Raw genomic sequence first — 21,681 nt, 5'->3', positions numbered from 1 at the left:
TTCTTTACGATACTGAAATATATCCATTCTTTAGGATTATCCACAAAAAAACATCTACTTATTGAAAACAAATAATAAATTGTTATTACTTAGCTTTTAAAGCTGATAATATGCTTGTTCGTATATCTTCAACTCCATCAGGATTTGCTGGTAGGAAGATAGTGTTATTGCCCTTATTGTCTGCGAAATTATTCAAAGTATCCAAATACTGATTTGTTAATAGAATGGACATAATCTGGGCTTCCGTGAGTTCAACATTGGCTCCTTTTAATTCTTGAATAGAATCAGCAAGTCCGTCAACAATAGCCTTACGCTGTTCTGCAATCCCTACCCCGTGTAGGCGATCTTTTTCTGCCTCTGCTTCTGCTGCGGTCACAATCTTAATCTTATCTGCTTCTGCAAGTTCTTGCGCAGCAACTCTCTTACGTTGGGCAGCATTGATTTCGTTCATTGATTGTTTTACTTCGGCGTCAGGCTCAACCTTCGTAATCAGTGTTTTGACGATGATATACCCATATGTAGACATTTCTTCTGCTACTTGTTTTTGAACTTCTAATGCAATTTCATCTTTTTTCTCAAATAGTTCATCCAAGGTCAATTTCGGTACAGACGAACGCAAGGCATCCTCGATATAGGATTTGATTTGAGCTTCTGGTCTCATTAATTTATAGTAAGCATCTGTGACATTGTTCTCATTCACTCGATACTGAGTCGCCACATTCATGGTCACAAATACATTATCTTGTGTTTTTGTTTCCACGACGATCTCACTTTGCAATAGACGCAACTGCACCCTGGCTGCAATTCTATCAATTCCAAAAGGTGCTCGTACATGAATACCACTATTACTCAACTTTTGGTATTTACCAAAACGCTCGATAATAGCGACAGACTGTTGTCGTACCACATACACAGAGCTGACAATAATCGCTGATGCAATCAGCACTAGAATAAAGAGAACAAGTAAAACATGTAAAACCATGGGAATCTCCCCCTTTCGTCACCATCATTATAGCATCATTATAGGAAATTGGCAAATAATATGATAGCAAATTTATTTTAGACTAGCATATTATATAAAGTCTCATTTCCGTTCAGATTGATATAAGACGGGTCGAACTTTTCCATCCGATGAATCAAGCCAGCATAATCATGCTTATCAGCGAGAGCAATCCCAATCAAGACCGGCCCTGTCCCCTTGCTGGCCCGTTTGATATACTCAAAACGAGTGATGTCATCATACGGTCCCAAGATGTCATTTACAAACTCACGAAGAGCCCCTGGACGTTGTGGGAAATTAACTACAAAGTAATGCTTGATGCCATCGTAAATCAAGGCACGTTCTTCCATTTCTGGCATGCGGTTGATATCGTTATTTCCCCCAGAAATGATGCAGCAAATTGTCTTGCCTTTGATATAGTCTGATAGGACTTCCAAGGCTGCAATGCTGGCCGCTCCAGCAGGTTCAGCGACAATTCCTTGCTTAGAATAAAGATCAATCAAGGTCTCAGAAATCAAGCCTTCATCCACTCCAATAAGAGTTTCAACATTCTTACGAGTTGCTTCATAGGTCAACTGCCCAACTTTCTGCACAGCTATTCCATCAGCAAATTTGTCAATTTCTTTGAGTTTAACTGGTCCTCCAGCTTCAAAGGCTGCCTTCATCGAACGGGCACCATTGGCTTCTACACCAATTACTTCGATAGCGGGATTTGTTTCTTTGATGTAAGTTGAAACCCCTGCAATCAGTCCGCCACCACCTACCGGCACTAGTACTGTATCAAAATCAATAGACTCTTTACGGGCTTCTTCAAGAATTTCATAGGCTACAGTCCCTTGACCAGCTTGAACATGGATATCATCAAAAGGATCGATAAAGGTTCTATTTTCTGAAACAGTGAATTCTTGGGCCGCCTTAGCCGAAGCGTCAAAAGTATCTCCGACCAACTTGATGGTCACGAAATCTCCACCAAAAAAGCGAACCTGTCCAATCTTTTGTTGAGGTGTTGTAATAGGCATAAAGATTGTTGCAGGAATCTTCATCTCATTACAAGTATAGGCAACACCCTGAGCGTGATTCCCCGCTGATGCACAGACCACACCACGCTCACGTTCTTCTCTTGTCAATTGTGAAATAGCGTAATAAGCTCCACGAATTTTAAAAGAACGAACTCGTTGCGCATTTTCCTTTTTCAGATAGATCTTAGCTCCATACTTTTCTGATAAATAATGATCATATTCCAGTGGTGTATTGACTACTACACCACTTAAAACTTTGTGGGCTTTCACCACATCTTTTGCACTTAGCATGTCTCCTCCTCAAATACTTTACAAGGTAAAAAGCGAGTTAGGTACCCCCCAACTCGCCTTCTGTTTTTATTCTAAGAATTAGTTATAGATTTTGAAAGCATCGTCGTCGTTTTTACCAACGAATGGCATTGCTTTACGCAGTTCAGCACCAACTTTTTCAATTTCAAGGTTAGCTGCTTGTTCACGGTAAGCAGTAAGTTTTGGACGACCAGCCTTGTAGTCATTTACAAAGTCATTTGCAAATTTACCATTTTGGATGTCTGCCAAAACAGCTTTCATGTTTTCTTTAACTTGCTCAGTAATCACACGTGGACCTGATACATAGTCACCGTATTCAGCAGTGTTTGAAATAGATTGACGCATTTTCTTGAATCCACCTTCATAGATCAAGTCAACGATCAATTTCATTTCATGAAGAACTTCAAAATAAGCCAATTCTGGGGCATAGCCTGCTTCTGTCAAGACTTCAAAACCTGCTTCGATAAGGGCAGTCAAACCACCACAAAGTACAGCTTGTTCACCAAACAAATCTTCTTCTGTTTCTTCTTTGTAAGTTGTTTCAAGCAAACCTACACGAGCTGCTCCAACCCCTTTACACCAGTCCATGGCAATATTTTTCGCATTCCCTGTAGCGTCTTGGTAAACTGCATAAAGAGCTGGAACACCAAAACCTTCTTCGTAAGTACGACGTACCAAGTGACCTGGTCCTTTAGGAGCACACATGAAGACATCTACATCTGCAGGAACTTTGATAAATTCAAAGTGGATGTTGAAACCATGGGCAAATCCAACTGCATTTCCAGCTTCCAAGTTTGGAGCGATTTCTGCTTCGTACAATTCTTGTTGGATTTCGTCTGGTGCCAAAATCATGATGACATCAGCCAATTTAGTCGCTTCTGCTACTGTGTAAGTGTCAAATCCATCTTCTTTTGCTTTGTCAAAAGATTTACCTGAACGCACACCGATGATGACATCACGACCTGAATCACGCAAGTTTTGCGCATGCGCATGTCCTTGTGAACCATAACCTATTACGGCGATTTTTTTACCGTCAAGCGCTGCTACTTTAACATCTTTTTCGTATTCCATTTGAACTGCCATAGTTTTTCTCTCTTTTCTATTATTTATTGCCTTTTAGGCTGGTTTAACAAATTTAAGTTATTTTTTTATACTCAATGAAAATCAAAGAGCATTAGTCGCGGGTAAATCCAGTTGCACCTGTTCGAGCAATATTTCTAATTCCATAAGGACGGATTACTCGCAAGAGTGCCTCACTCTTTTCAGCATTCCCAGTCATCTGGATCGTAATCGAGCTTGGAGCCACATCCACCACCGTTGCACGGAAAGGTTGAATAATAGCCAAGATTTCTGCACGCTTTTCAGCAGGTGCAGACACCTTCACCAAGATAACTTCTCTTTCCAAGTGTGGTTTATCTGTAATATCCCGAATGCGAATCACATCGATCTGACGGTTGAGTTGCTTGATGATTTGCTCGACCTCATCATGTGAAGCCACATCAATAATGATGGTAATCCTTGATACATCAGGATTCTCTGTCGCACCAACTGAGATACTCTCAATGTTGACTTGACGACGTGAAAGGACACCTGTAAAGCGATTGAGGACTCCTGAACGATTTTGTAGTTTTGCTGTTAACATTCTACGCATGGAACTTCACCCCCAACATCTCATGATTGCTCTTACCGGCTGGTACCATTGGCAAAACCTGCTCCTTACGGGAAATATCCACCTCGATAAACATCGGCACATCCTCCAGAATGACTTCTAAATCCTTCTCTATCGTCTCTGGATTATCAAATTTATAGTTTTTGATACCGTAGGCCTGTGCCATCAGCTGGAAGTCAGGGAGAGTGTCAAAGACTGACTCTGAAGTTCTACCGTCATAGAAGGATTCTTGCCACTGACGAACCATTCCTAGGGAGTGGTTATTCAGCATCACGACCTTAATGGGTACCTTGTAGATATTTAGGATGGCTAGTTCTTGGTTGGTCATTTGGAAGCCACCGTCACCGACAAAAAGAACTACTTCTTTTTCTGGATTGGCAATCTTAGCTCCGATTGCTGCAGGAACACCGAATCCCATGGTACCCAAACCACCTGAAGTGACTAATTGACGTTCATTTTGATATGGGTAATACTGGGCTGTCCACATTTGATGTTGACCAACGTCAGTAACGACAATAGCATCCCCATTCGTCAACTCACCGATGCGTTCAATGACTGCCTGCGGTTGAACCACACGTTCTTTCTTATCATAAGAACGAACGCGGTTCTTGTCCTTGGTGACTTTGTCAATCCACTTTTCAGTATTGTTATGAACAGTTGGTTCTGCCAGTAGCATCTGTAAGGCTTTCTTAGCGTCCCCAACCACTGGAATATCTGCACTGATAATCTTACCAATCTCTGCTGGATCAATATCGATATGAGCAACCTTGGCATTTTTAGCAAAAGTCTTAGGATTTCCAGTCAGGCGGTCATCGAAACGGCAACCAATACTAATCATAAAGTCCGCTTCGGTCATGGCAATGTTGGCTGCGAAAGAACCGTGCATACCTCCCATACCAAGGAAGAGTGGATGGCTAGTTGCAATAGTACCTTGACCCAAAAGACTGGTCACAACTGGAATTTGATAGCGTTCAGCAAATTCATTCAATTCTTTTGAAGCTTCTGCATAGCTGATACCACCACCTGCCAACAAAACAGGTTTCTTAGCCTTAGACAATTGTTTCAAGATTTTCTTGATTTGCATGTCGTTCGGTTCGATCGTAGGTTGATAACTCGGTAAATGCACTTCTGGTGAATAGATGAAGTCTGTCTCTAAGGCGGATACATCCTTAGGCAAGTCAATCACGACTGGACCTGGACGACCTGTGGTCGCGATATGGACAGCTTCCGTAATGATACGAGGAATATCAGCTGTCTCACGGACTTGGTAATTGTACTTGGTAATGGGCATGGTAATACCGACAATATCCGCCTCCTGAAAGGCATCCTTCCCAATTCCCGCTCGAGCAACCTGACCTGTAAAGACCAAAAGGGGAACGCTATCGCTCATGGCATCCGCAATCCCTGTAATGGCATTTGTTGCTCCTGGTCCGCTAGTGACGACGGCAACACCCAACTTTCCAGTTGATTTGGCATAGCCTTCAGCTTCGTGCAAGCATCCTTGCTCATGGCGACCTAGAATGTGGCGAATGCCTTTGAAATTATAAATCGCATCATATAAAGGCAAGACAGCCCCACCAGGATAACCAAATATGGTATCAATTCCTAAATCACGGAGTGTTTCCAAAACTAGGTCCGACCCCGTCTTAGGAGCGTCTAAACTGATTTTCTCCATTGTTCCCCTTTCTCTTCTCTTAAAAATAGCTTGTTACTATCATACCATTTTTTCAAAAATTTTCAAGACAAAAGAAACAATTTTCTGAATTTTCTATCTAAGCGTGTTTTTATGAATGTTTTTCCTATTTTTATAAATATGAATAGGGAATTGAACGATCTTATTACTTCCAAATTTAATTTAGAGTATATTTTTCTAATCTTCTTTGATATAGAACATAAAAAAGGAAGCCACCAAGTGACTTCCTTCTAGAGCGAGGACTGATTAGTCTTCACCTTTGTTTTTCTTAATGATTTCTTCTTGTACTGACTTAGGTACATCTTCGTAGTGGTCAAATACCATCATGAAAGTACCACGTCCTTGAGATGCTGAACGAAGAACAGTTGCGTAACCGAACATTTCAGCAAGTGGAACGTAAGCACGAACGATTTGGCTGTTACCGTGTGCTTCCATACCATCAACACGTCCACGACGAGCAGTTACGTGACCCATAACATCACCAAGGTTTTCTTCAGGAACAGTGATGGTTACAAGCATCATTGGCTCAAGGATAGCTGGTTGTGCTGATTTAGCAGCTTCTTTAAGGGCAAGTGAAGCCGCGATCTTGAAGGCAGTTTCAGATGAGTCGACATCGTGGTATGAACCATCGTAAAGCTTAGCTTTAACGTCAACCATTGGGTAACCTGCAAGAACACCGTTAGCCATAGATTCTACCAAACCTTTTTCAACCGCTGGGATAAATTCACGAGGAACCACACCACCGACGATTGCGTTCTCGAATTCGAATCCTTTACCTTCTTCGTTTGGACTAAACTCAATCCATACATCACCGAATTGACCTTTACCACCAGACTGACGTTTGAAGAATCCACGTGCTTGAGTAGAAGCGCGGAATGTTTCACGGTAAGATACTTGAGGAGCACCTACGTTCGCTTCAACTTTGAACTCACGACGCATACGGTCAACAAGGACGTCAAGGTGAAGTTCACCCATACCTGAGATAACTGTTTCACCAGTTTCAACGTTTGTTTCAACGCGGAATGTTGGATCTTCTTCCGCCAATTTTTGAAGGGCAATACCCATCTTATCTTGGTCAGCTTTAGATTTTGGCTCAACCATCAACTGGATAACTGGTTCTGGAACGTGGATTGACTCAAGGATGATTTTAGCTTTTTCATCTGTCAATGAATCACCAGTAGTTGTATCCTTCAAACCAATAGCAGCTGCAATATCACCAGCATAAACGGTTTCGATTTCTTGACGACTATTGGCATGCAATTGCACAAGACGTCCGATACGTTCACGTTTACCTTTAGAAGTGTTCATTACGTAAGAACCTGATTGAAGCACACCTGAGTAAACACGGAAGAATGTCAAGCGGCCTACAAATGGGTCTGTTGCAATCTTGAAGGCAAGAGCTGCGAATGGCTCTTCGTCAGATGCTGGACGAGTTTCTTCTTCGTCTGTATCTGGGTTGATACCTTTGATTGCTGGGATGTCAAGTGGGCTTGGAAGGTAGTCGATAACCGCATCAAGCATCAATTGAACACCTTTGTTCTTGAAGGCAGAACCACACAATACTGGGAAGAATTCAACGTTGATAGTCGCTTTACGGATACCAGCTTTCAATTCTTCGTTAGTGATTTCTTCACCTTCGAGGTATTTCATCATCAAGTCTTCGTCAGTTTCAGCAACTGCTTCGATCAATTTTTCACGGTATTCTTGAGCTTGGTCAAGGTATTCAGCTGGAATATCTTCTTCAAGGATATCTGTACCAAGGTCGTTAGTATAGATTTCAGCTTTCATCTTGATCAAGTCGATGATACCACGGAAGTCATCTTCAGCACCGATTGGCAATTGGATTGGGTGTGCGTTTGCTTGAAGACGGTCGTGAAGTGTGCTTACAGAGTAAAGGAAGTCAGCACCGATTTTGTCCATTTTGTTGGCAAATACGATACGTGGAACTCCGTACTCAGTTGCTTGACGCCAAACTGTTTCAGTTTGAGGCTCAACACCTGATTGTGAGTCAAGAACGGTAACCGCACCATCCAATACACGAAGAGAACGTTGTACTTCGATTGTGAAGTCCACGTGTCCTGGTGTGTCGATGATGTTTACGCGGTGATTGTTCCATTGAGCTGTTGTCGCAGCAGATGTGATAGTGATACCACGTTCTTGCTCTTGCTCCATCCAGTCCATTTGTGACGCACCTTCGTGAGTTTCACCGATTTTGTGGATTTTACCAGTGTAGTAAAGAATACGCTCAGTAGTTGTTGTTTTACCGGCATCGACGTGAGCCATGATACCGATATTACGAGTTTTTTCAAGTGAAAATTCGCGTGCCATGAGGTTTGTTTCTCCTATTTATTTTAATTTCTATTCTATTATAACACGATTTTAATAAAAACGGATAGGCAGGACCTACCCGTTCTCAATGTTTATCTTGTTTTTGTTGGTTTCAACTTGTATACAAGTTGAATTGAACTCGGGCTAGAGTTAGCTAGCTGAGTTGAACTCAATTGAACTCGGGCTAAAGTTAATTAGCCAATTTGAGCCGGAACGGGATGCTGTATGAAAAAGATAAACTTCCTTGTATTCGTCGAATACTGCGTCAGTTTCCTATTTTCACCTTGCATCCTTACCGTTCCTAGCATCATGATTTTACCAACGGAAGTGTGCGAAGGCACGGTTAGCTTCAGCCATACGGTGAGTGTCTTCACGTTTCTTAACTGCTGCACCTGTGTTGTTCGCAGCATCCAAGATTTCTTTTGCAAGACGGTCTTGCATTGTGTGTTCACCACGAAGGCGAGCGATGGTTACCAACCAACGAAGTCCAAGTGTTGTACGACGTTCTGGACGAACTTCAACTGGGACTTGGTAGTTAGATCCACCAACACGACGTGCACGTACTTCAAGTACAGGCATGATGTTTTCCATAGCTGTTTCAAATACTTCAAGTGCATCGTTACCAGTAGCTTCTTTGATTTGCTCAAAAGCACCGTAAACGATTGAAGCAGCTGTACCACGTTTACCGTCAAGCATAACGCGGTTGATAAGACGAGTAACTAGTTGTGAATTGTAAAGCGGATCTGGCAATACATCACGTTTTGGAGCTCTATTTTTACGACTCATTTCTCTTTATCCCCTTTCCTTATGCTTTTGGACGTTTAGTACCGTATTTAGAACGGCCTTGTTTACGATCGTTAACACCTGCAGTATCAAGTGCACCACGGACGATATGGTAACGTACCCCCGGAAGGTCTTTTACACGTCCACCACGAAGAAGCACCACGCTGTGCTCTTGCAAGTTGTGTCCGATACCTGGGATGTAGGCAGTAACTTCGATAAGGTTGCTCAAACGTACACGAGCGAATTTACGAAGGGCAGAGTTAGGTTTTTTAGGTGTCATTGTTCCCACACGAGTTGCAACACCACGTTTTTGTGGTGAAGAAACGTTTGTTTGAACTTTTTTATGACTGTTGTAACCAACGTTCAAAGCTGGTGATTTAGATTTTTCTACTTTTGATTTACGCGGTTTGCGAACCAATTGGTTAATTGTAGGCATCTACATTCTCCTGTGTTTTTTTATTTTTGGTGATGATACACTTGGTGACAGCTACCATCTGTGTGTACTTTTGCAACATTTGTCAGCACGTCCCTGTACACTTTTGAGAGACCAAAAGTAAAAAGTACCGTCTATTATTGTAACACAATTTTTCCTTCATTGTCAAGATATTTTTCATTTTTATTCTGATCTTTTAACTCTTTGACACTAGCTTTCACCGCTTTTCTAAACCAGAAAAGGAGGCGATTTACCTCCTCCTTTCTAGTATGGATTTCCTTTGATTCAAGTTATCGTTTCGGAATTTTTTAACCCTTCTTATCAAAGCCAACCAGATTCTTTTGCAATGTTGGCTACCTCTGTTCGATTACCAGCATCTAGTTTCGAAAGAATATTGGTGACATAGTTTCGGACGGTTCCATTTGATAGATAAAGCTGATCTGCGATCTCTTGGTTAGACAAACCCTGAGCAATTCCCTTTAAGACAGCAATCTCTTGCTCTGTTAACGGGTTAGGATGCGTCATCACCACTTCCATCAATTCAGGTGAATACTCCTTGCGTCCTTCGAGAACAGTATGCAAGGTTTGCATGAGATCTGCAATGCTCCTTTCTTTCAAGACATATGCATCTACTCCAGCCTTGATTGCACGTTCAAAATAGCCAGGGCGCTTGAAGGTCGTCACGACGACTACCTTAGTTTCTAGCTTTTGTACTCGTATCCACTCCAAGACTTCAAGGCCAGTCTTAACAGGCATTTCTACGTCAAGAATTGCGATATCTACTGTCTCTTTTTCTAAAAGTTGGATTGCTTCTTGGCCATCCTTGGCTTGTATGACGGACTCCACATCTGGTTGAAAGGTAAGCAACTGGCACATAGCATCTCGCAACATACTTTGATCTTCTGCAACAAGTAGTTTCATCTTAGTTTCTCTCCTTATAAGCTAGTCGAACCTGCACTTCCGTCGGATGTTTCTGACTGATTACCTTTACTTCTCCTGAAAATGGAAGGACACGATCGCGGACTGTATGAAGTTCATCCCCTTTTAGAGAAGCAAAGCCACAGCCATCATCTCTCACTGTTAGAATGAGTTCCTTCTCAGTTCGTTCTAATTTTAAGTAGGCTTTGGATGCTTTGGCATGTTTGATGATGTTGGTCACTAACTCAAGCAAAATCATGGAGGCCGTTGATTCTAATTCCTGAGTTAGGCTAGCTGTATCTAGTTGGTGATTGATTTCTGTTTCAATTCCTGCAATTTCCAGCATTTTTTTAACAGTCGTAAATTCAGAAGCAAGGGTTCTGGTTTTAAGATTTTCGATAATTGTACGAACTTCATTCATGGATTCTTTACTGATCTGATGAATTTCTTTTAATTCTTTTTCCACTTGAGGATAGGCCTGCATTTGGAGAAGCTGGAGTGCAAGGTCCGTCTTCACACTCAGCATGGCAAAAGTATGGCCTAGACTGTCATGAAGATCCTGGCCGATACGACTGCGTTCGTTTTCAGCCAAGAAAAGATTGAGCTTGGCATTTTGTTTCATCTTTTCTTCTTTTATGTCCTCCGACAATCGAATTCGATAAAGACCAAAGGTCATTGCATCGGAAAAGATAAAGGTCACCAAGAAAAAGAGTAGCTGCCAGGGACTAACATGATTGACCATATAGATTCCGGTCAGAATAAATGGTTGCAGGACAATAAAACTGACAAAACGCCAAGAGTGAAAAGAAATCTCATCCAGCTCATAAATAAGGAGATTGGATAAATAAAAGATAAACCATGTGAAACCTGAACTTAGCCAAACAGATGTATAAAAAATGTAGACAAGCATGGACCACCATGCTAGCCACTGCACGGTGCGATTCTGACTGATTAAAACCGAATAGAAGGCAAGTACAAATAGTAGGGTCCATAGCAAGGTTAAAAGCGGGTAATCTCCAACGATGACACCCGCTATAGGAAAGATGATAAACACTATTGAAATATGAAACATATAATGAATGTTTTTAAATTTTTCCAACATAGATTTATTTTACCTCAATCCGTTTTTTCAGTTGAATGACCAATACACCAAAGAAAACTGTATAACCTAGTACAACCAAGGCAGAAAGAATACTAAATTCATGGTGTTCCAAATAAGTAGAGACGACCTGCATCAGTTGATAGGTTGGAGTCAGCTTTCCAATAGATTGGAGCCATTCTGGGAAGGAATCCAAGGGGAACCACAGTCCACCTAGGACAGCCAAAGCAATATAGGCAATATTTCCAACAACCGTCATCAGTTGAGCACTGGGTAGCAAGCTCACCAAGACACCCATACTGATAAAGACCACGCTTCCGACCAGTAACATAACTCCGATCACCAACCAATCAAGCCAAGGCAGAGTCACTCCACGGACAAAATGACCAACCGAAAAGACAACAATAATTGATAACAAGAAAGTCAGTAGGGTGCTGAACAGTTTTGATACATAATATTCTACCATAGATACAGGAGAATGTTGAATCAATTTTTGCCAGTTGTTTGTCTTATCAGACTCGAGTGTGCTAGGGATACTGAAAAAAGCACTTGACATGATACTAAAGAGCGTCATGGCAAAGAGATAGGCTTGAAGAGCAATTTCTGGAATGTCTGATCCTGACATCATACCAGAGAAAATAAGGTAAAACACACTTGGAAGTCCGATGGATAGCAAGTAGTAGATGGCTTGCCGTTTCATCAGAATGATTTCTACTTTCATGAGACTTGTCATATTTTTCATCGTCAATCTCCTTTAGTCTTGAGTCGTTTCGAAGATACTGTCTAAGAGAGTTCGATTGCGAACTTCAATTTCTTCGATCATGCAGCCCTGTTCTTGCAAGACTTTCCATACCTGGCTGGCTTCTTTGGTTGTGAAGGAAAGAGCATTTTGCTTGATTTCAAGCTCTTGAACCTGGTCCAAAGTGCTGATAACTTCCTGATAAGTTAGAGGCACGGTAAAGTGTTTTTCCTGTTCTTCACCACGCATGGCATAAGGCGTCGTATCGCGAATCAATTCTCCCTTATGGAGCACCAAAATGCGGTCAGCCGTATGTTCTACCTCTTCGATATAGTGAGAAGAATAGACAATAGTGACACCATTTTTCTTTAATCGATTAACAATTTCCCAAAAATGCTGACGTGTCGACGTATCCATGGCAGCAGTTGGCTCGTCTAAAAATAGAATTTTCGGACGACCTATTAAAGCCAACACGAAAGAGAACAAACGTTTTTGCCCACCAGACAACTTGCCCGCTAGCTGATTTTTCTGCTTGTCTGAGAATCTCAGCAAGTCATCAATTTCTTTATCTGAAAGACTGTCGGGATAAAGTGACTTGAAAAATGATAGAAGTTCTTTCACTTTCAAGCTTTGAACAACTGCATTTTCTTGAGGTAAGACAGAAACAAGCTGTTTTAATCGAGGATCTGTTGGCGCAAAGCCTTGAATGGCGACCTGACCTGAGCTCACGAACTTGTCGCCCAAGAGGCAATCAATCAAGGTTGTTTTTCCTGCTCCGTTAGGCCCGATCAAGGCGACACATTCACCATCGTTGATTTCAAAAGAGATGTTCCGCAAGATCTCCTTGTCTTTTATTTTCTTACTCAATTTCTCAACTTTAATCACAGTCATGAGATTCTCCTTTCAACCACTTCATTCCCATAGGGAAAACAATGAAAATCATAAATCCAAAACCCCAAGCACCACGAATAAATTGGCGAAACAAGGTTTGGTCAAACCAACCAGTAAACATTTCCACTAACCATACCAAGAGTGACAGGCCGATAAAGAAATAGATGATTGCTTTTTTCATTCCTCAAACTCCTTTTTCACATCTCTGACCAATTTCAAACCTTCTCTGACAAGCCAAGACATCATTCCAAAGCCAGCAAAGAGCTCCCAAGGAAAATGGTAGAAACCCTCGTCCAATCCTGAAAACATGAGATAGGTCATCACTCCTGCTGCTACTAAACTCACTGCGACAATCATTTTATTTTTCATTTTTTCTTCCTCCAGTTTCTACTTCAATTATAATCTTTTGAAGTTAGCAGAGCTAGATGCTTCTGTCACTAGGAAATATGACAAATGTCATAAAAAAAGAAAGTTGAACAATCAACTTTCTTTTTAATCTATTAAATTTTTATTCCACACTGAAAATATATGGATATACAGGTTGTTGACCTTGGTGAATCTCAACTTCAACATCTTCAAATTCTTCTGCGATTTCTTGGGCGATTTGGTTAGCCAATTCTTCGCTTCCGTCTTCGCCGACATAGAAAGTCACGATTTCACTGTCTTCGTCTAGCATGTGCTTCAAAGTTTCAGTCAAGGTTTGGTGCATGTCAGGGTTTGACACAAGGATTTTGCCATCTACCATACCAAGATTGTCATTTTCATGAATTTCCAAGCCATCGATAGTTGTGTCGCGAACGGCAGTAGTTACACTTCCGCTGATGACATCACCGAGGGCTGCAGTCATACGTTCTTTGTTTTCTTCGATTGATTTGCTTGGGTCAAAGGCAAGCAGACTCGTCAATCCTTGAGGAAGAGTACGAGCTTCTACCACAACAGCTGGTTGATCTAACACCTCTGCGGCAGATTGAGCTGCCATGAAGATATTTTTGTTGTTTGGCAAGAAGATGATGTTGCGAGCATTGACTTGCTCAACAGCCTTGATAAAGTCCTCTGTCGAAGGATTCATGGTTTGTCCACCTTCAATGACATAATCCACACCTTGGGCACGGAAGATATCTGCCAATCCTTGACCTGCTACGACTGCGATAAGAGCATATTCCTTTTCTTCAGCTGGCTTGCTGACTTGAGCTTCTTTTTCTACTTGTGCTTCGTGTTGGTTGCGCATGTTGTCCACTTTGACCTTGACCAAGCTACCATATTTAAGTCCCTCTTGCATAACAAGACCTGGATCTTCTGTATGGACGTGAACTTTGACGATTTCATCATCGTTGACAACAAGTAGAGAATCCCCAAGGTCATTCAAGTAGTTACGGAATTCATCATAGTCAAAATCTTTGGCATAAGTTGGGCCTTGTTTAAGGGCAACCATGATTTCCGTACAGTAACCGAAGGTAATATCCTCAGTTGCCACATGCCCTGCTACAGACTTATGGTGCTCTGCATTGATCATTTCACCCATATTAGCTGGAGTTGCTACAAAGTCCTCAGACGCACTGTATTCACCAGTGAGTGCTGACAGGAAACCTTCGTAGATGAAGACCAAGCCTTGACCACCAGAGTCCACGACACCAACCTCTTTCAAGACTGGGAGCATATCAGGAGTCTTAGCCAGAGCTCTCTTAGCACCTTCTAAGGCTGCACGCATGACCTCGACAGCATCATCTGTCTCCTCAGCTTTTTTCTTAGCCCCAATGGCCGCACCACGAGAAACTGTCAAAATAGTTCCTTCGACTGGTTTCATAACTGCTTTATAAGCTACTTCGACACCAGATTGGAAAGCAAGGGCCAAATCTTGACCTGTTAACTCGTCTTTATCTTTGATAGCTTGAGAGAAGCCACGGAAAAGTTGAGACGTGATAACTCCTGAGTTTCCACGCGCACCCATCAAGAGCCCCTTAGCAAGAATACTCGCCACTTCTCCGACTGTAGAAGCTGGCTTGTCTGCTACTTCTTTGGCACCATTCTCGATGGTCATCCCCATGTTTGTCCCAGTATCTCCATCTGGAACTGGAAAGACGTTTAATGAATTGACATATTCAGCTTGCTTATTCAAACGAGTTGATGCAGCCTGCACCATTTCTTGAAATAAGCTGGTAGTAATTTTTGACACGATTATTCTCCTACAACTTTGATATTTTGAATGTAGACATTCACAGTCTGAGCAGTGATGCCTAGTTGGTTTTCCAAACTAAAACGAACACGCTCTTGGATGTTTTTTGAGACTTCACTAATCTTTGTTCCGTAGCTCAACACGGTATAAACATCAACTGCAATACTGCCATCTTCGGCGGCCTTCACGACAACACCTTTTGCATAATTTTCCTTACCAAGAAGGGCTTGGAAATTATCTTTGAGGGTATTTTTGCTAGCCATACCGACCACACCAAAAATCTCAGTTGCTGCACCACCTACAACGGTTGCAATCACTTCATCTGTCAGTTCGATTTGACCATCTTTTGTATTAATTTTTACAGTCATTTTTTTTACCTCAACTAGTTGATACTTTATTTTATCATATTTCATCCCAAGTGTAAAAGCAGAATGCTGTATTGGTAGATATTTACTCTATTTTTCAAATGGTTTTATCTCTAGAGCAAAAGAAAAAGACCAGTTAGGTCTTTTCATTTTTATTAAACGCGTTCAACTTTACCTGATTTCAAAGCACGAGCTGAAGCCCAAACTTTTTTAGGTTTACCATCGATAAGAACAGTAACTTTTTGAAGGTTTGGTTTTACGGCACGTTTTGTTTGGTTCATCGCGTGTGAACGGTTGTTTCCTGATACAGTCTTACGACCTGTAAAGTAACATACTTTAGCCATTGTATTTTCCTCCTATTAGATCTAATATAGCGGATGTGCTAGCACCACATACTGTACTATGTTATCACACTTTCTTGAATTTATCAAGAGAATTAAAAGATTTTTTTATTTGACGTAGACAACGCCAAGTTTACCAAAGGCGACTTCCCCACGGATAATCAAGGTTTTGTTTGTTGGTGCTACAGGAGCATCTGCCTTAGCTGCACCAAAGGATGTTTCCACTTTCAAATCGACACGCCAGTGTTGTGGAACATAGACAGTTGCATTACCAAAAGCCACTTCGATATTCAAAGTCGCAAAATCACCTAACATCTCTGCATTGTCATAGTAAATTTTTGCGTCTCCAAAAGCGACTTCCACCTGATCGTCTACAAGTTCTTGATCTTGTTTATAGAAGGTTCCACTACCAAAAGTGACTTCCTTATCCGTGATGACTGTTCGCTCACCGTTGTACCACCATTTTTTACCATACCAAAACTTACTTGAGTGAGTGAGATAGCCGACTCCTAGCACTGCTAGAATACTAGCCCAAAACAAAGACTGGTTTGGGATTGGTAAAATGTTATAAAAATGATTCGCAATCATTAAGGCTACTAGAGCGGTAAAAACTGCCGATGTCAGGTGACGACGAAGTAAAGCTTCAACTGATTGGTAGGCAAAAAAGGCGATACCTAGTAAAGGCCACATCTTGCCATCCAAAGAAGGAATTCCAAAATTCCCTTGCAGCAAGATCCAAGCTGCTAAAACCAATAAAACAATACCAAATGCTTTCTTTTTCATGTTTTTCACCTCATGTTTCTTAGATTTTCTTTTAGGAGGGATTGGTAATGTCGCGAGACATGAACCTCCTTGTGTGTCTGATAAAAGGAAATAGTGCCCGTTCCTGAAAAGGACTTATCCACTGAGTAAATCTGACGGATGTTTGCGATAGTTGACTTGGACACTCGACTAAAATAGCGAGGCAAGATGGACTCCAACTCATAAAGTTTGAGACGAACTTCATAGGCTTCCTTCTGGTTATGAGCGTAGATCTTGCTCCCTTCTGTTTCAAAGAAGAGAATTTCTGACAAGTCTAGATAATATTCACCTGTCCCCTTGTAAAAAGTCAACCTCGGAGCCTTTGACTCTTGCAAGAGCCGTTGCAAATCTGCAATTTCATCTGTCAAAGTGGGTGTCTTGATGACAATTTCAGTCTCCTCTAAATTGCCGTCAATCTCAATTCGTAACTTCATCACATCTCCTTTCTGACTCTACTATATCAAAGCTAAGTTAGGAATACAAGGGCAAAAAAGCAAGTGGTCAATTTGAAGCAGTAAGTGGTTGTAGGACTAGCTTAACTTACATGTCAGAATAGGAAGAAAAGGAATCCCCACACCAGACCACAAGCATAGCCAACCAAGACATCCTTGGGATAATGAACACCCCCTAAAACCCTCACCAACCCCAACAAAGCTGAAAAGAGCAAGCATGCCAATCCAACAGGTAGACTAGCATGTATACAGGCCATGGAGATGATGGTTGCCGAAAAAACATGGCGACTAGGCATCGACTGTCCCGAACTATCCTTGTCAAGCAAGGGACTGATGTTCCAAGTTTCGTAGGGGCGTGAGTGATTGATTTTCTTACGAAAAAGGGACAAAATTACAAAACCTGTGGCGGGGACAAGCAAATAAACCACAACTCGCTTCCCCAGCCCTAGCTGCATGTAAGTGGTGACTAGCAAGGTCAGATAGACCATAGGCATGGCGACTGTCATCAAACGATTGAAACTGCGTAGTAGAAATAAAAGGGTGGGACGACTGATTAGTCTGGAGCTGATATTTCGATACCATTCTTGATAATTTTTCATTTATAATTCTCATTCATTACCTTGTTTTTGTCTACTGGTGAGACATTTATCTTCTAGTATAGTGCAGAAAAAGAAGGCCGTCAAGCCTTCTTTTGATTTATTCTTCTGCTTCGTCTTCTGTAAACTGACTATTGTACAAGTCAGCGTAGAAGCCACCTTGCGCCATCAGTTCCTCGTGATTGCCTTGCTCGATGATATTCCCATCTTTCATAACCAAGATCAAATCTGCATTACGGATAGTTGACAAGCGGTGGGCAATGACAAAGGAAGTTCTTCCTTCCATCAAACGGTCCATGGCTTTTTGGATCAATTCCTCTGTCCGTGTGTCGACTGAGGATGTCGCCTCATCCAAAATCAAGAGCGGTGCGTCCTTGAGCAGGGCACGAGCAATGGTTAAGAGTTGTTTTTGTCCGACAGACAAGGTCACTGTATCGTCCAAGACGGTGTCGTAACCCTCTGGTAAGGTCATGATAAAGTGGTGGATTCCTACAGCCTTACTAGCTTCCATCATTCGCTCATCGCTGATACCTGTCTGATTATAGATCAGATTCTCTCGAATCGTTCCTTCAAAGAGCCAGGTATCCTGCAAGACCATTGAAAAAGCATCATGCACTTCCGAACGCTTCATGTCCTTAGTATCCACGCCATCGATACGGATATTTCCCTTATCAATCTCATAAAATTTCATCAAAAGATTGACAATAGTTGTCTTACCAGCTCCAGTCGGTCCGACAATAGCGACCTTTTGACCTGCACGAGCTGTCGCTGAGAAATCATGGATGATGGTGCGTTCTGGTGTATAACCAAAGGATACGCGATCAAAGACCACTTCTCCTCTCATGCCAGTCAATTGTCTTTCTTTATGAGATTCATCTTCCATTTCCTCTTCACCTAGAAACTCAAAGACACGCGTCATAGCTGCACTGGCTTGTTGCAAGCTCGTAATCCCTTGGGCAATTTGTGATAAGGGTTGTGAGAAGGTACGAACATAAACCATAAAGGCTACGATAATCCCGATACTGATATGCCCCTCTAGCGCTAAAGCAGCACCAACGACGATAACCAAAACATAACTAAAGTTTCCTACAAAGAACATGGCTGGCATCATAATACCAGAGATAAACTGAGATTTCCAGATACTGTCGTGCAAGTTTTGGTTTAAACCTGCGAATGTTTCTTTCGTGGCATCAACGGCATTATAGCTAGTCACCACATTATGACCAGAGTACATCTCTTCCACATAACCATTGACGGCTGCGAGGTTATTTTGTTGGGCTTTAAAGTAACCTTGTGACTTAGCCATAATGACAGAAACGGCCACAAATCCTAGCAAGGTTGAGACAACCGTTACTAGCGCCAAAATCCAGTTCATCCCAAACATGGTGATCAAAACAGCAATCAACAAGAAGCTAGCTGAAAGCACTGTCCCTAGACTTTGGTTGAGAGACTGCGCTGCTGTATCCACGTCATTGGTCACGCGCGAAAGGGTATCCCCTTGCGAATGACGGTCAAAATAGCCCAGTGGCAAGCGATTGATCTTCTCAGCAATAGCTGTCCGCAAACGTTTGGAGAAATGCTGAATGCTCGTTGAAAAGATATAAGCCTGTGTATAGTTAAGAATAATACCAATCACATACAAGATGACCAACAATCCAGCAATACTTGACACAGCTCCCAAGTCGATTCCTGTCATCAAGCCATCTGAAATCAAGTTGGTAATTTCCTTAATCTTAGTCGGTCCATAAACCGTGATGATACTAGAACATACAGCTGCGATAACCGCTACGAGTAGGGGAAGTTGGAGACCTGCTCGAAAAGGTCTAGAGTGTTTCCAAAAGGACGTTTTCTTATTTTCCATGTTCCAATTCCTCCTTCGATAGTTGTGAGTAGGCAATTTCTTGGTAGACTTCGTTGGTAGCTAGAAGTTCCTTGTGGGTGCCTTGTCCCACGACTTTACCTTGATCCAAAACCAAGATCAGGTCGGTATCCATGATGGTAGAAATCCGCTGCGCTACGATGAGCTTGGTCATGGATTTTGTTTTCTCAGCTAGCTCTTGGCGTAGGACACGATCTGTCTTGTAGTCCAAGGCTGAGAAAGAGTCATCGAAGATGAGAATCTCTGGTTTACGAGCCAAGGCGCGGGCGATAGCCAAGCGTTGTCTTTGACCTCCTGAGAAATTGGTCCCACCTTGGGCTACTTCAGAGGCTAGACCTGCTTCCTTATCCTCGATAAAGTTCTTAGATTGAGCCAATTCCAAAGCTTGCCACATGGCAGGTTCACTGAGAGGACTTTCTTGACTCTTACCAAAGTCTAAGTTTCCCTTAACATCTCCAGAAAAGAGCACCGCTTTTTGTGGAATATAGCCGACCTTATTACGCAGCTCTTCCAAGTTGTAATCTTGTACATCGACACCATCTACTAGGATTTGACCAGATGAGACATCATAAAAACGAGGTATTAGGTTGACTAGTGTAGATTTCCCAGATCCAGTTGATCCGATAAAAGCAACTGTTTGACCTGCTTCGGCTTTAAAAGTAACATGTTCCACAACTGCTTCTGAGTTTTGAGAGTAGCGGAAGGTTACGTCACGGAATTCCACTTGTCCTTGAACTGAAGGATCTGCAGCCTGTGCTTGACTCGGATTCTCAATAGAAGGATGCAAATCCAAAACTTGGTTGATACGTCCTGCGGAAACCAAGGTACGAGGAAGAACGATAAAGAGTGCACCCATGAGTAGGAATCCCATCACGACCTGCATGGCATAAGACATGAAGACCACCATATCACTAAAGAGTGGCAAACGGTTGGTCAAACTAGCATCGTTGATCAGATAGGCTCCAATCCAGTAAATAGCTAAGGTCAAACCGCTGGAAATCGCCATCATAATAGGATTCATAATCGCCATCAAACGGTTGACAAAAAGGTTGAGACGAGTCACCTCATCATTAGCTTCTTCAAATTTTTGATTCTGATAATCCTCAGCATTATAAGCACGAACAACCCGAATCCCAGTCAAACTTTCGCGAGTGATACTATTGAGTTTATCTGTTAATTTTTGGATGACAGATTGTTTTGGAAAGGCTAGAGTCATGAGAACAGTGGTCATCAAGACATTGACAATGACGGCCACCACTACTGCCCAGAGCCAGTATTCCGACTTCCCAAGGATTTTTCCAATGGCCCAGATGGCCATGATAGGCCCACGAGTCACTACCTGTAAGCCCATAGTAAAGAGCATCTGAACCTGCGTAATATCATTGGTCGTTCGAGTCAAAAGACTGGGGATTGAAAAACGTTTGATTTCCGTTTGCGAAAAATCTAGAACACGATTAAAAATATCTCTTCGCAAGTGAGTTGTGTAAGATGCTGCAACACGAGAAGCAAAAAAGCCAACTGTTACAGAAGACAGAAAGGCTAGGAGAGATAAGCCCATCATCTTGGCAGCAGGAGACCATAGTTGTCCTAACTCCGTACCCGGTGTTCCAATCAATTCTGTTATTTCTGAAATATAGGTCGGCACTTCTAACTCGAGATAGACCGAGAAACAAGTGAAAAGAACAGTGAGTAGGATCATCCCCCACTCTTTTCCTGTAATACGTTTAGCAAGTTTCTTCATTCTCTCCTCCTATTCTTTCTACATTAGCCTGTAGTTGTCCGAGAACTTCTTCAAAAATGGCTAGCTTTTCCTTTGAAATTCCTTCCAGTAGGCTACTGGCAATCCGATCAAAAAGCGCCTTAACTTCTTGCATCTGAGATCGTGATTTATCGGTCAAACGAACAAGTTTTGCTCGCTTATCACTTGGACTGGCCTCTAACTCGACCAGACCATTTTGTACCATACGCTTGACCAAGTTGCTAGCAACTGACTTGGTGATATTGAGTTCTTGTTCAATATCCTTGATAAGCGTTAATTCTTGATCATGCTCACGACGATCTAAAAATCGCAGGACCTGCCCTTGCGGTCCCCCCATAAATTCAATACCACAACGTTTGGCTTCTTTCTGCAACATCAGGTGGATCTGATACCCAAAACGTTTAAAAACCAACAACGATTTGTCCATGATTGCT

23 protein-coding genes are annotated in these 21,681 nt (G+C 42.0%); all 23 read right to left on the bottom strand.

The window, feature by feature from the left end; all coding sequences use genetic code 11:
- Positions 1–85: 85 nt before the first annotated feature.
- The 23 genes from FGK98_RS01535 to FGK98_RS01420 all read right to left on the bottom strand — a co-directional run bounded on the left by FGK98_RS01535 (position 86) and on the right by FGK98_RS01420 (position 21,674).
- The gene (locus FGK98_RS01535) at positions 86–982 is read right to left on the bottom strand and encodes an SPFH domain-containing protein (RefSeq protein WP_084974060.1); all 897 of its coding nucleotides are present in this window, start codon (positions 980–982) and stop codon (positions 86–88) included.
- 77 nt (positions 983–1,059) lie between these two features.
- Positions 1,060–2,310 carry a threonine ammonia-lyase IlvA gene (ilvA, locus tag FGK98_RS01530; RefSeq protein WP_138099735.1) on the bottom strand — a complete coding sequence of 417 codons (1,251 nt, stop codon included), beginning with the start codon at positions 2,308–2,310 and terminating at the stop codon, positions 1,060–1,062.
- A gap of 78 nt (positions 2,311–2,388) precedes the next feature.
- Positions 2,389–3,411, bottom strand: coding sequence for a ketol-acid reductoisomerase (gene ilvC, locus FGK98_RS01525; RefSeq protein ID WP_138099734.1), 1,023 nt, complete (start codon positions 3,409–3,411; stop codon positions 2,389–2,391).
- A gap of 91 nt (positions 3,412–3,502) precedes the next feature.
- Positions 3,503–3,979 (bottom strand): acetolactate synthase small subunit, encoded by a 477-nt coding sequence (ilvN, locus tag FGK98_RS01520; RefSeq protein WP_125398613.1) that lies wholly within the window; start codon positions 3,977–3,979, stop codon positions 3,503–3,505.
- On the bottom strand, positions 3,972–5,672 hold the full coding sequence (locus FGK98_RS01515; RefSeq protein WP_138099733.1) for an acetolactate synthase large subunit: 1,701 nt from the start codon (positions 5,670–5,672) through the stop codon (positions 3,972–3,974). The genes ilvN and FGK98_RS01515 overlap by 8 nt, the downstream gene beginning before the upstream one ends.
- A 264-nt stretch (positions 5,673–5,936) precedes the next feature.
- Entirely contained in the window at positions 5,937–8,018 is a 2,082-nt protein-coding gene (fusA, locus tag FGK98_RS01510) for an elongation factor G (protein WP_138099732.1), read from the bottom strand.
- 315 nt (positions 8,019–8,333) lie between these two features.
- The gene (gene rpsG, locus FGK98_RS01505; RefSeq protein WP_000087873.1) at positions 8,334–8,804 is read right to left on the bottom strand and encodes a 30S ribosomal protein S7; all 471 of its coding nucleotides are present in this window, start codon (positions 8,802–8,804) and stop codon (positions 8,334–8,336) included.
- A gap of 19 nt (positions 8,805–8,823) precedes the next feature.
- Complete coding sequence (rpsL, locus tag FGK98_RS01500; RefSeq protein ID WP_001142332.1) at positions 8,824–9,237, bottom strand: 30S ribosomal protein S12; 414 nt, start codon at positions 9,235–9,237, stop codon at positions 8,824–8,826.
- A 318-nt stretch (positions 9,238–9,555) separates the two neighbouring features.
- Positions 9,556–10,155: a response regulator transcription factor gene (locus FGK98_RS01490; RefSeq protein WP_138099731.1), complete on the bottom strand. Its 600-nt coding sequence runs from the start codon at positions 10,153–10,155 to the stop codon at positions 9,556–9,558.
- Position 10,156: 1 nt separating this feature from the next.
- Entirely contained in the window at positions 10,157–11,254 is a 1,098-nt protein-coding gene (locus FGK98_RS01485) for a sensor histidine kinase (protein WP_138099730.1), read from the bottom strand.
- Between the two features lie 4 nt (positions 11,255–11,258).
- Positions 11,259–11,993: an ABC transporter permease gene (locus FGK98_RS01480; RefSeq protein WP_138099729.1), complete on the bottom strand. Its 735-nt coding sequence runs from the start codon at positions 11,991–11,993 to the stop codon at positions 11,259–11,261.
- A 12-nt stretch (positions 11,994–12,005) separates the two neighbouring features.
- Entirely contained in the window at positions 12,006–12,881 is an 876-nt protein-coding gene (locus FGK98_RS01475; protein WP_138099728.1) for an ABC transporter ATP-binding protein, read from the bottom strand.
- On the bottom strand, positions 12,868–13,062 hold the full coding sequence (locus tag FGK98_RS01470) for a hypothetical protein (protein ID WP_138099727.1): 195 nt from the start codon (positions 13,060–13,062) through the stop codon (positions 12,868–12,870). Before FGK98_RS01470 ends, FGK98_RS01475 begins: the two co-directional genes overlap by 14 nt.
- Entirely contained in the window at positions 13,059–13,265 is a 207-nt protein-coding gene (locus tag FGK98_RS01465; RefSeq protein ID WP_000390738.1) for a hypothetical protein, read from the bottom strand. Before FGK98_RS01465 ends, FGK98_RS01470 begins: the two co-directional genes overlap by 4 nt.
- Before the next feature lie 124 nt (positions 13,266–13,389).
- On the bottom strand, positions 13,390–15,054 hold the full coding sequence (locus FGK98_RS01460) for a DAK2 domain-containing protein (protein WP_138099726.1): 1,665 nt from the start codon (positions 15,052–15,054) through the stop codon (positions 13,390–13,392).
- 2 nt (positions 15,055–15,056) lie between these two features.
- Positions 15,057–15,422 (bottom strand): Asp23/Gls24 family envelope stress response protein, encoded by a 366-nt coding sequence (locus tag FGK98_RS01455; protein WP_000216441.1) that lies wholly within the window; start codon positions 15,420–15,422, stop codon positions 15,057–15,059.
- Between the two features lie 152 nt (positions 15,423–15,574).
- Positions 15,575–15,763, bottom strand: a complete 189-nt coding sequence (rpmB, locus tag FGK98_RS01450) for a 50S ribosomal protein L28 (protein WP_001140948.1) — start codon at positions 15,761–15,763, stop codon at positions 15,575–15,577.
- A 105-nt stretch (positions 15,764–15,868) separates the two neighbouring features.
- Positions 15,869–16,543 (bottom strand): LiaF transmembrane domain-containing protein, encoded by a 675-nt coding sequence (locus tag FGK98_RS01445; protein WP_138099725.1) that lies wholly within the window; start codon positions 16,541–16,543, stop codon positions 15,869–15,871.
- A 5-nt stretch (positions 16,544–16,548) separates the two neighbouring features.
- Positions 16,549–16,995 carry a LytTR family DNA-binding domain-containing protein gene (locus FGK98_RS01440; RefSeq protein WP_000776591.1) on the bottom strand — a complete coding sequence of 149 codons (447 nt, stop codon included), beginning with the start codon at positions 16,993–16,995 and terminating at the stop codon, positions 16,549–16,551.
- 113 nt (positions 16,996–17,108) lie between these two features.
- Positions 17,109–17,612: a phosphatase PAP2 family protein gene (locus tag FGK98_RS01435; RefSeq protein WP_138099724.1), complete on the bottom strand. Its 504-nt coding sequence runs from the start codon at positions 17,610–17,612 to the stop codon at positions 17,109–17,111.
- A 97-nt stretch (positions 17,613–17,709) separates the two neighbouring features.
- On the bottom strand, positions 17,710–19,470 hold the full coding sequence (locus FGK98_RS01430; RefSeq protein ID WP_138099723.1) for an ABC transporter ATP-binding protein: 1,761 nt from the start codon (positions 19,468–19,470) through the stop codon (positions 17,710–17,712).
- Positions 19,460–21,229 (bottom strand): ABC transporter ATP-binding protein, encoded by a 1,770-nt coding sequence (locus tag FGK98_RS01425; protein ID WP_138099722.1) that lies wholly within the window; start codon positions 21,227–21,229, stop codon positions 19,460–19,462. The genes FGK98_RS01430 and FGK98_RS01425 overlap by 11 nt, the downstream gene beginning before the upstream one ends.
- The gene (locus tag FGK98_RS01420; protein ID WP_138099721.1) at positions 21,213–21,674 is read right to left on the bottom strand and encodes a MarR family winged helix-turn-helix transcriptional regulator; all 462 of its coding nucleotides are present in this window, start codon (positions 21,672–21,674) and stop codon (positions 21,213–21,215) included. Before FGK98_RS01420 ends, FGK98_RS01425 begins: the two co-directional genes overlap by 17 nt.
- Positions 21,675–21,681 lie beyond the last annotated feature (7 nt).

The sequence above is a fragment of the Streptococcus australis genome, from assembly GCF_901543175.1.
GTDB lineage: Bacteria > Bacillota > Bacilli > Lactobacillales > Streptococcaceae > Streptococcus > Streptococcus australis_A.
This window is presented reverse-complemented; position numbering and strand designations above follow the sequence as displayed.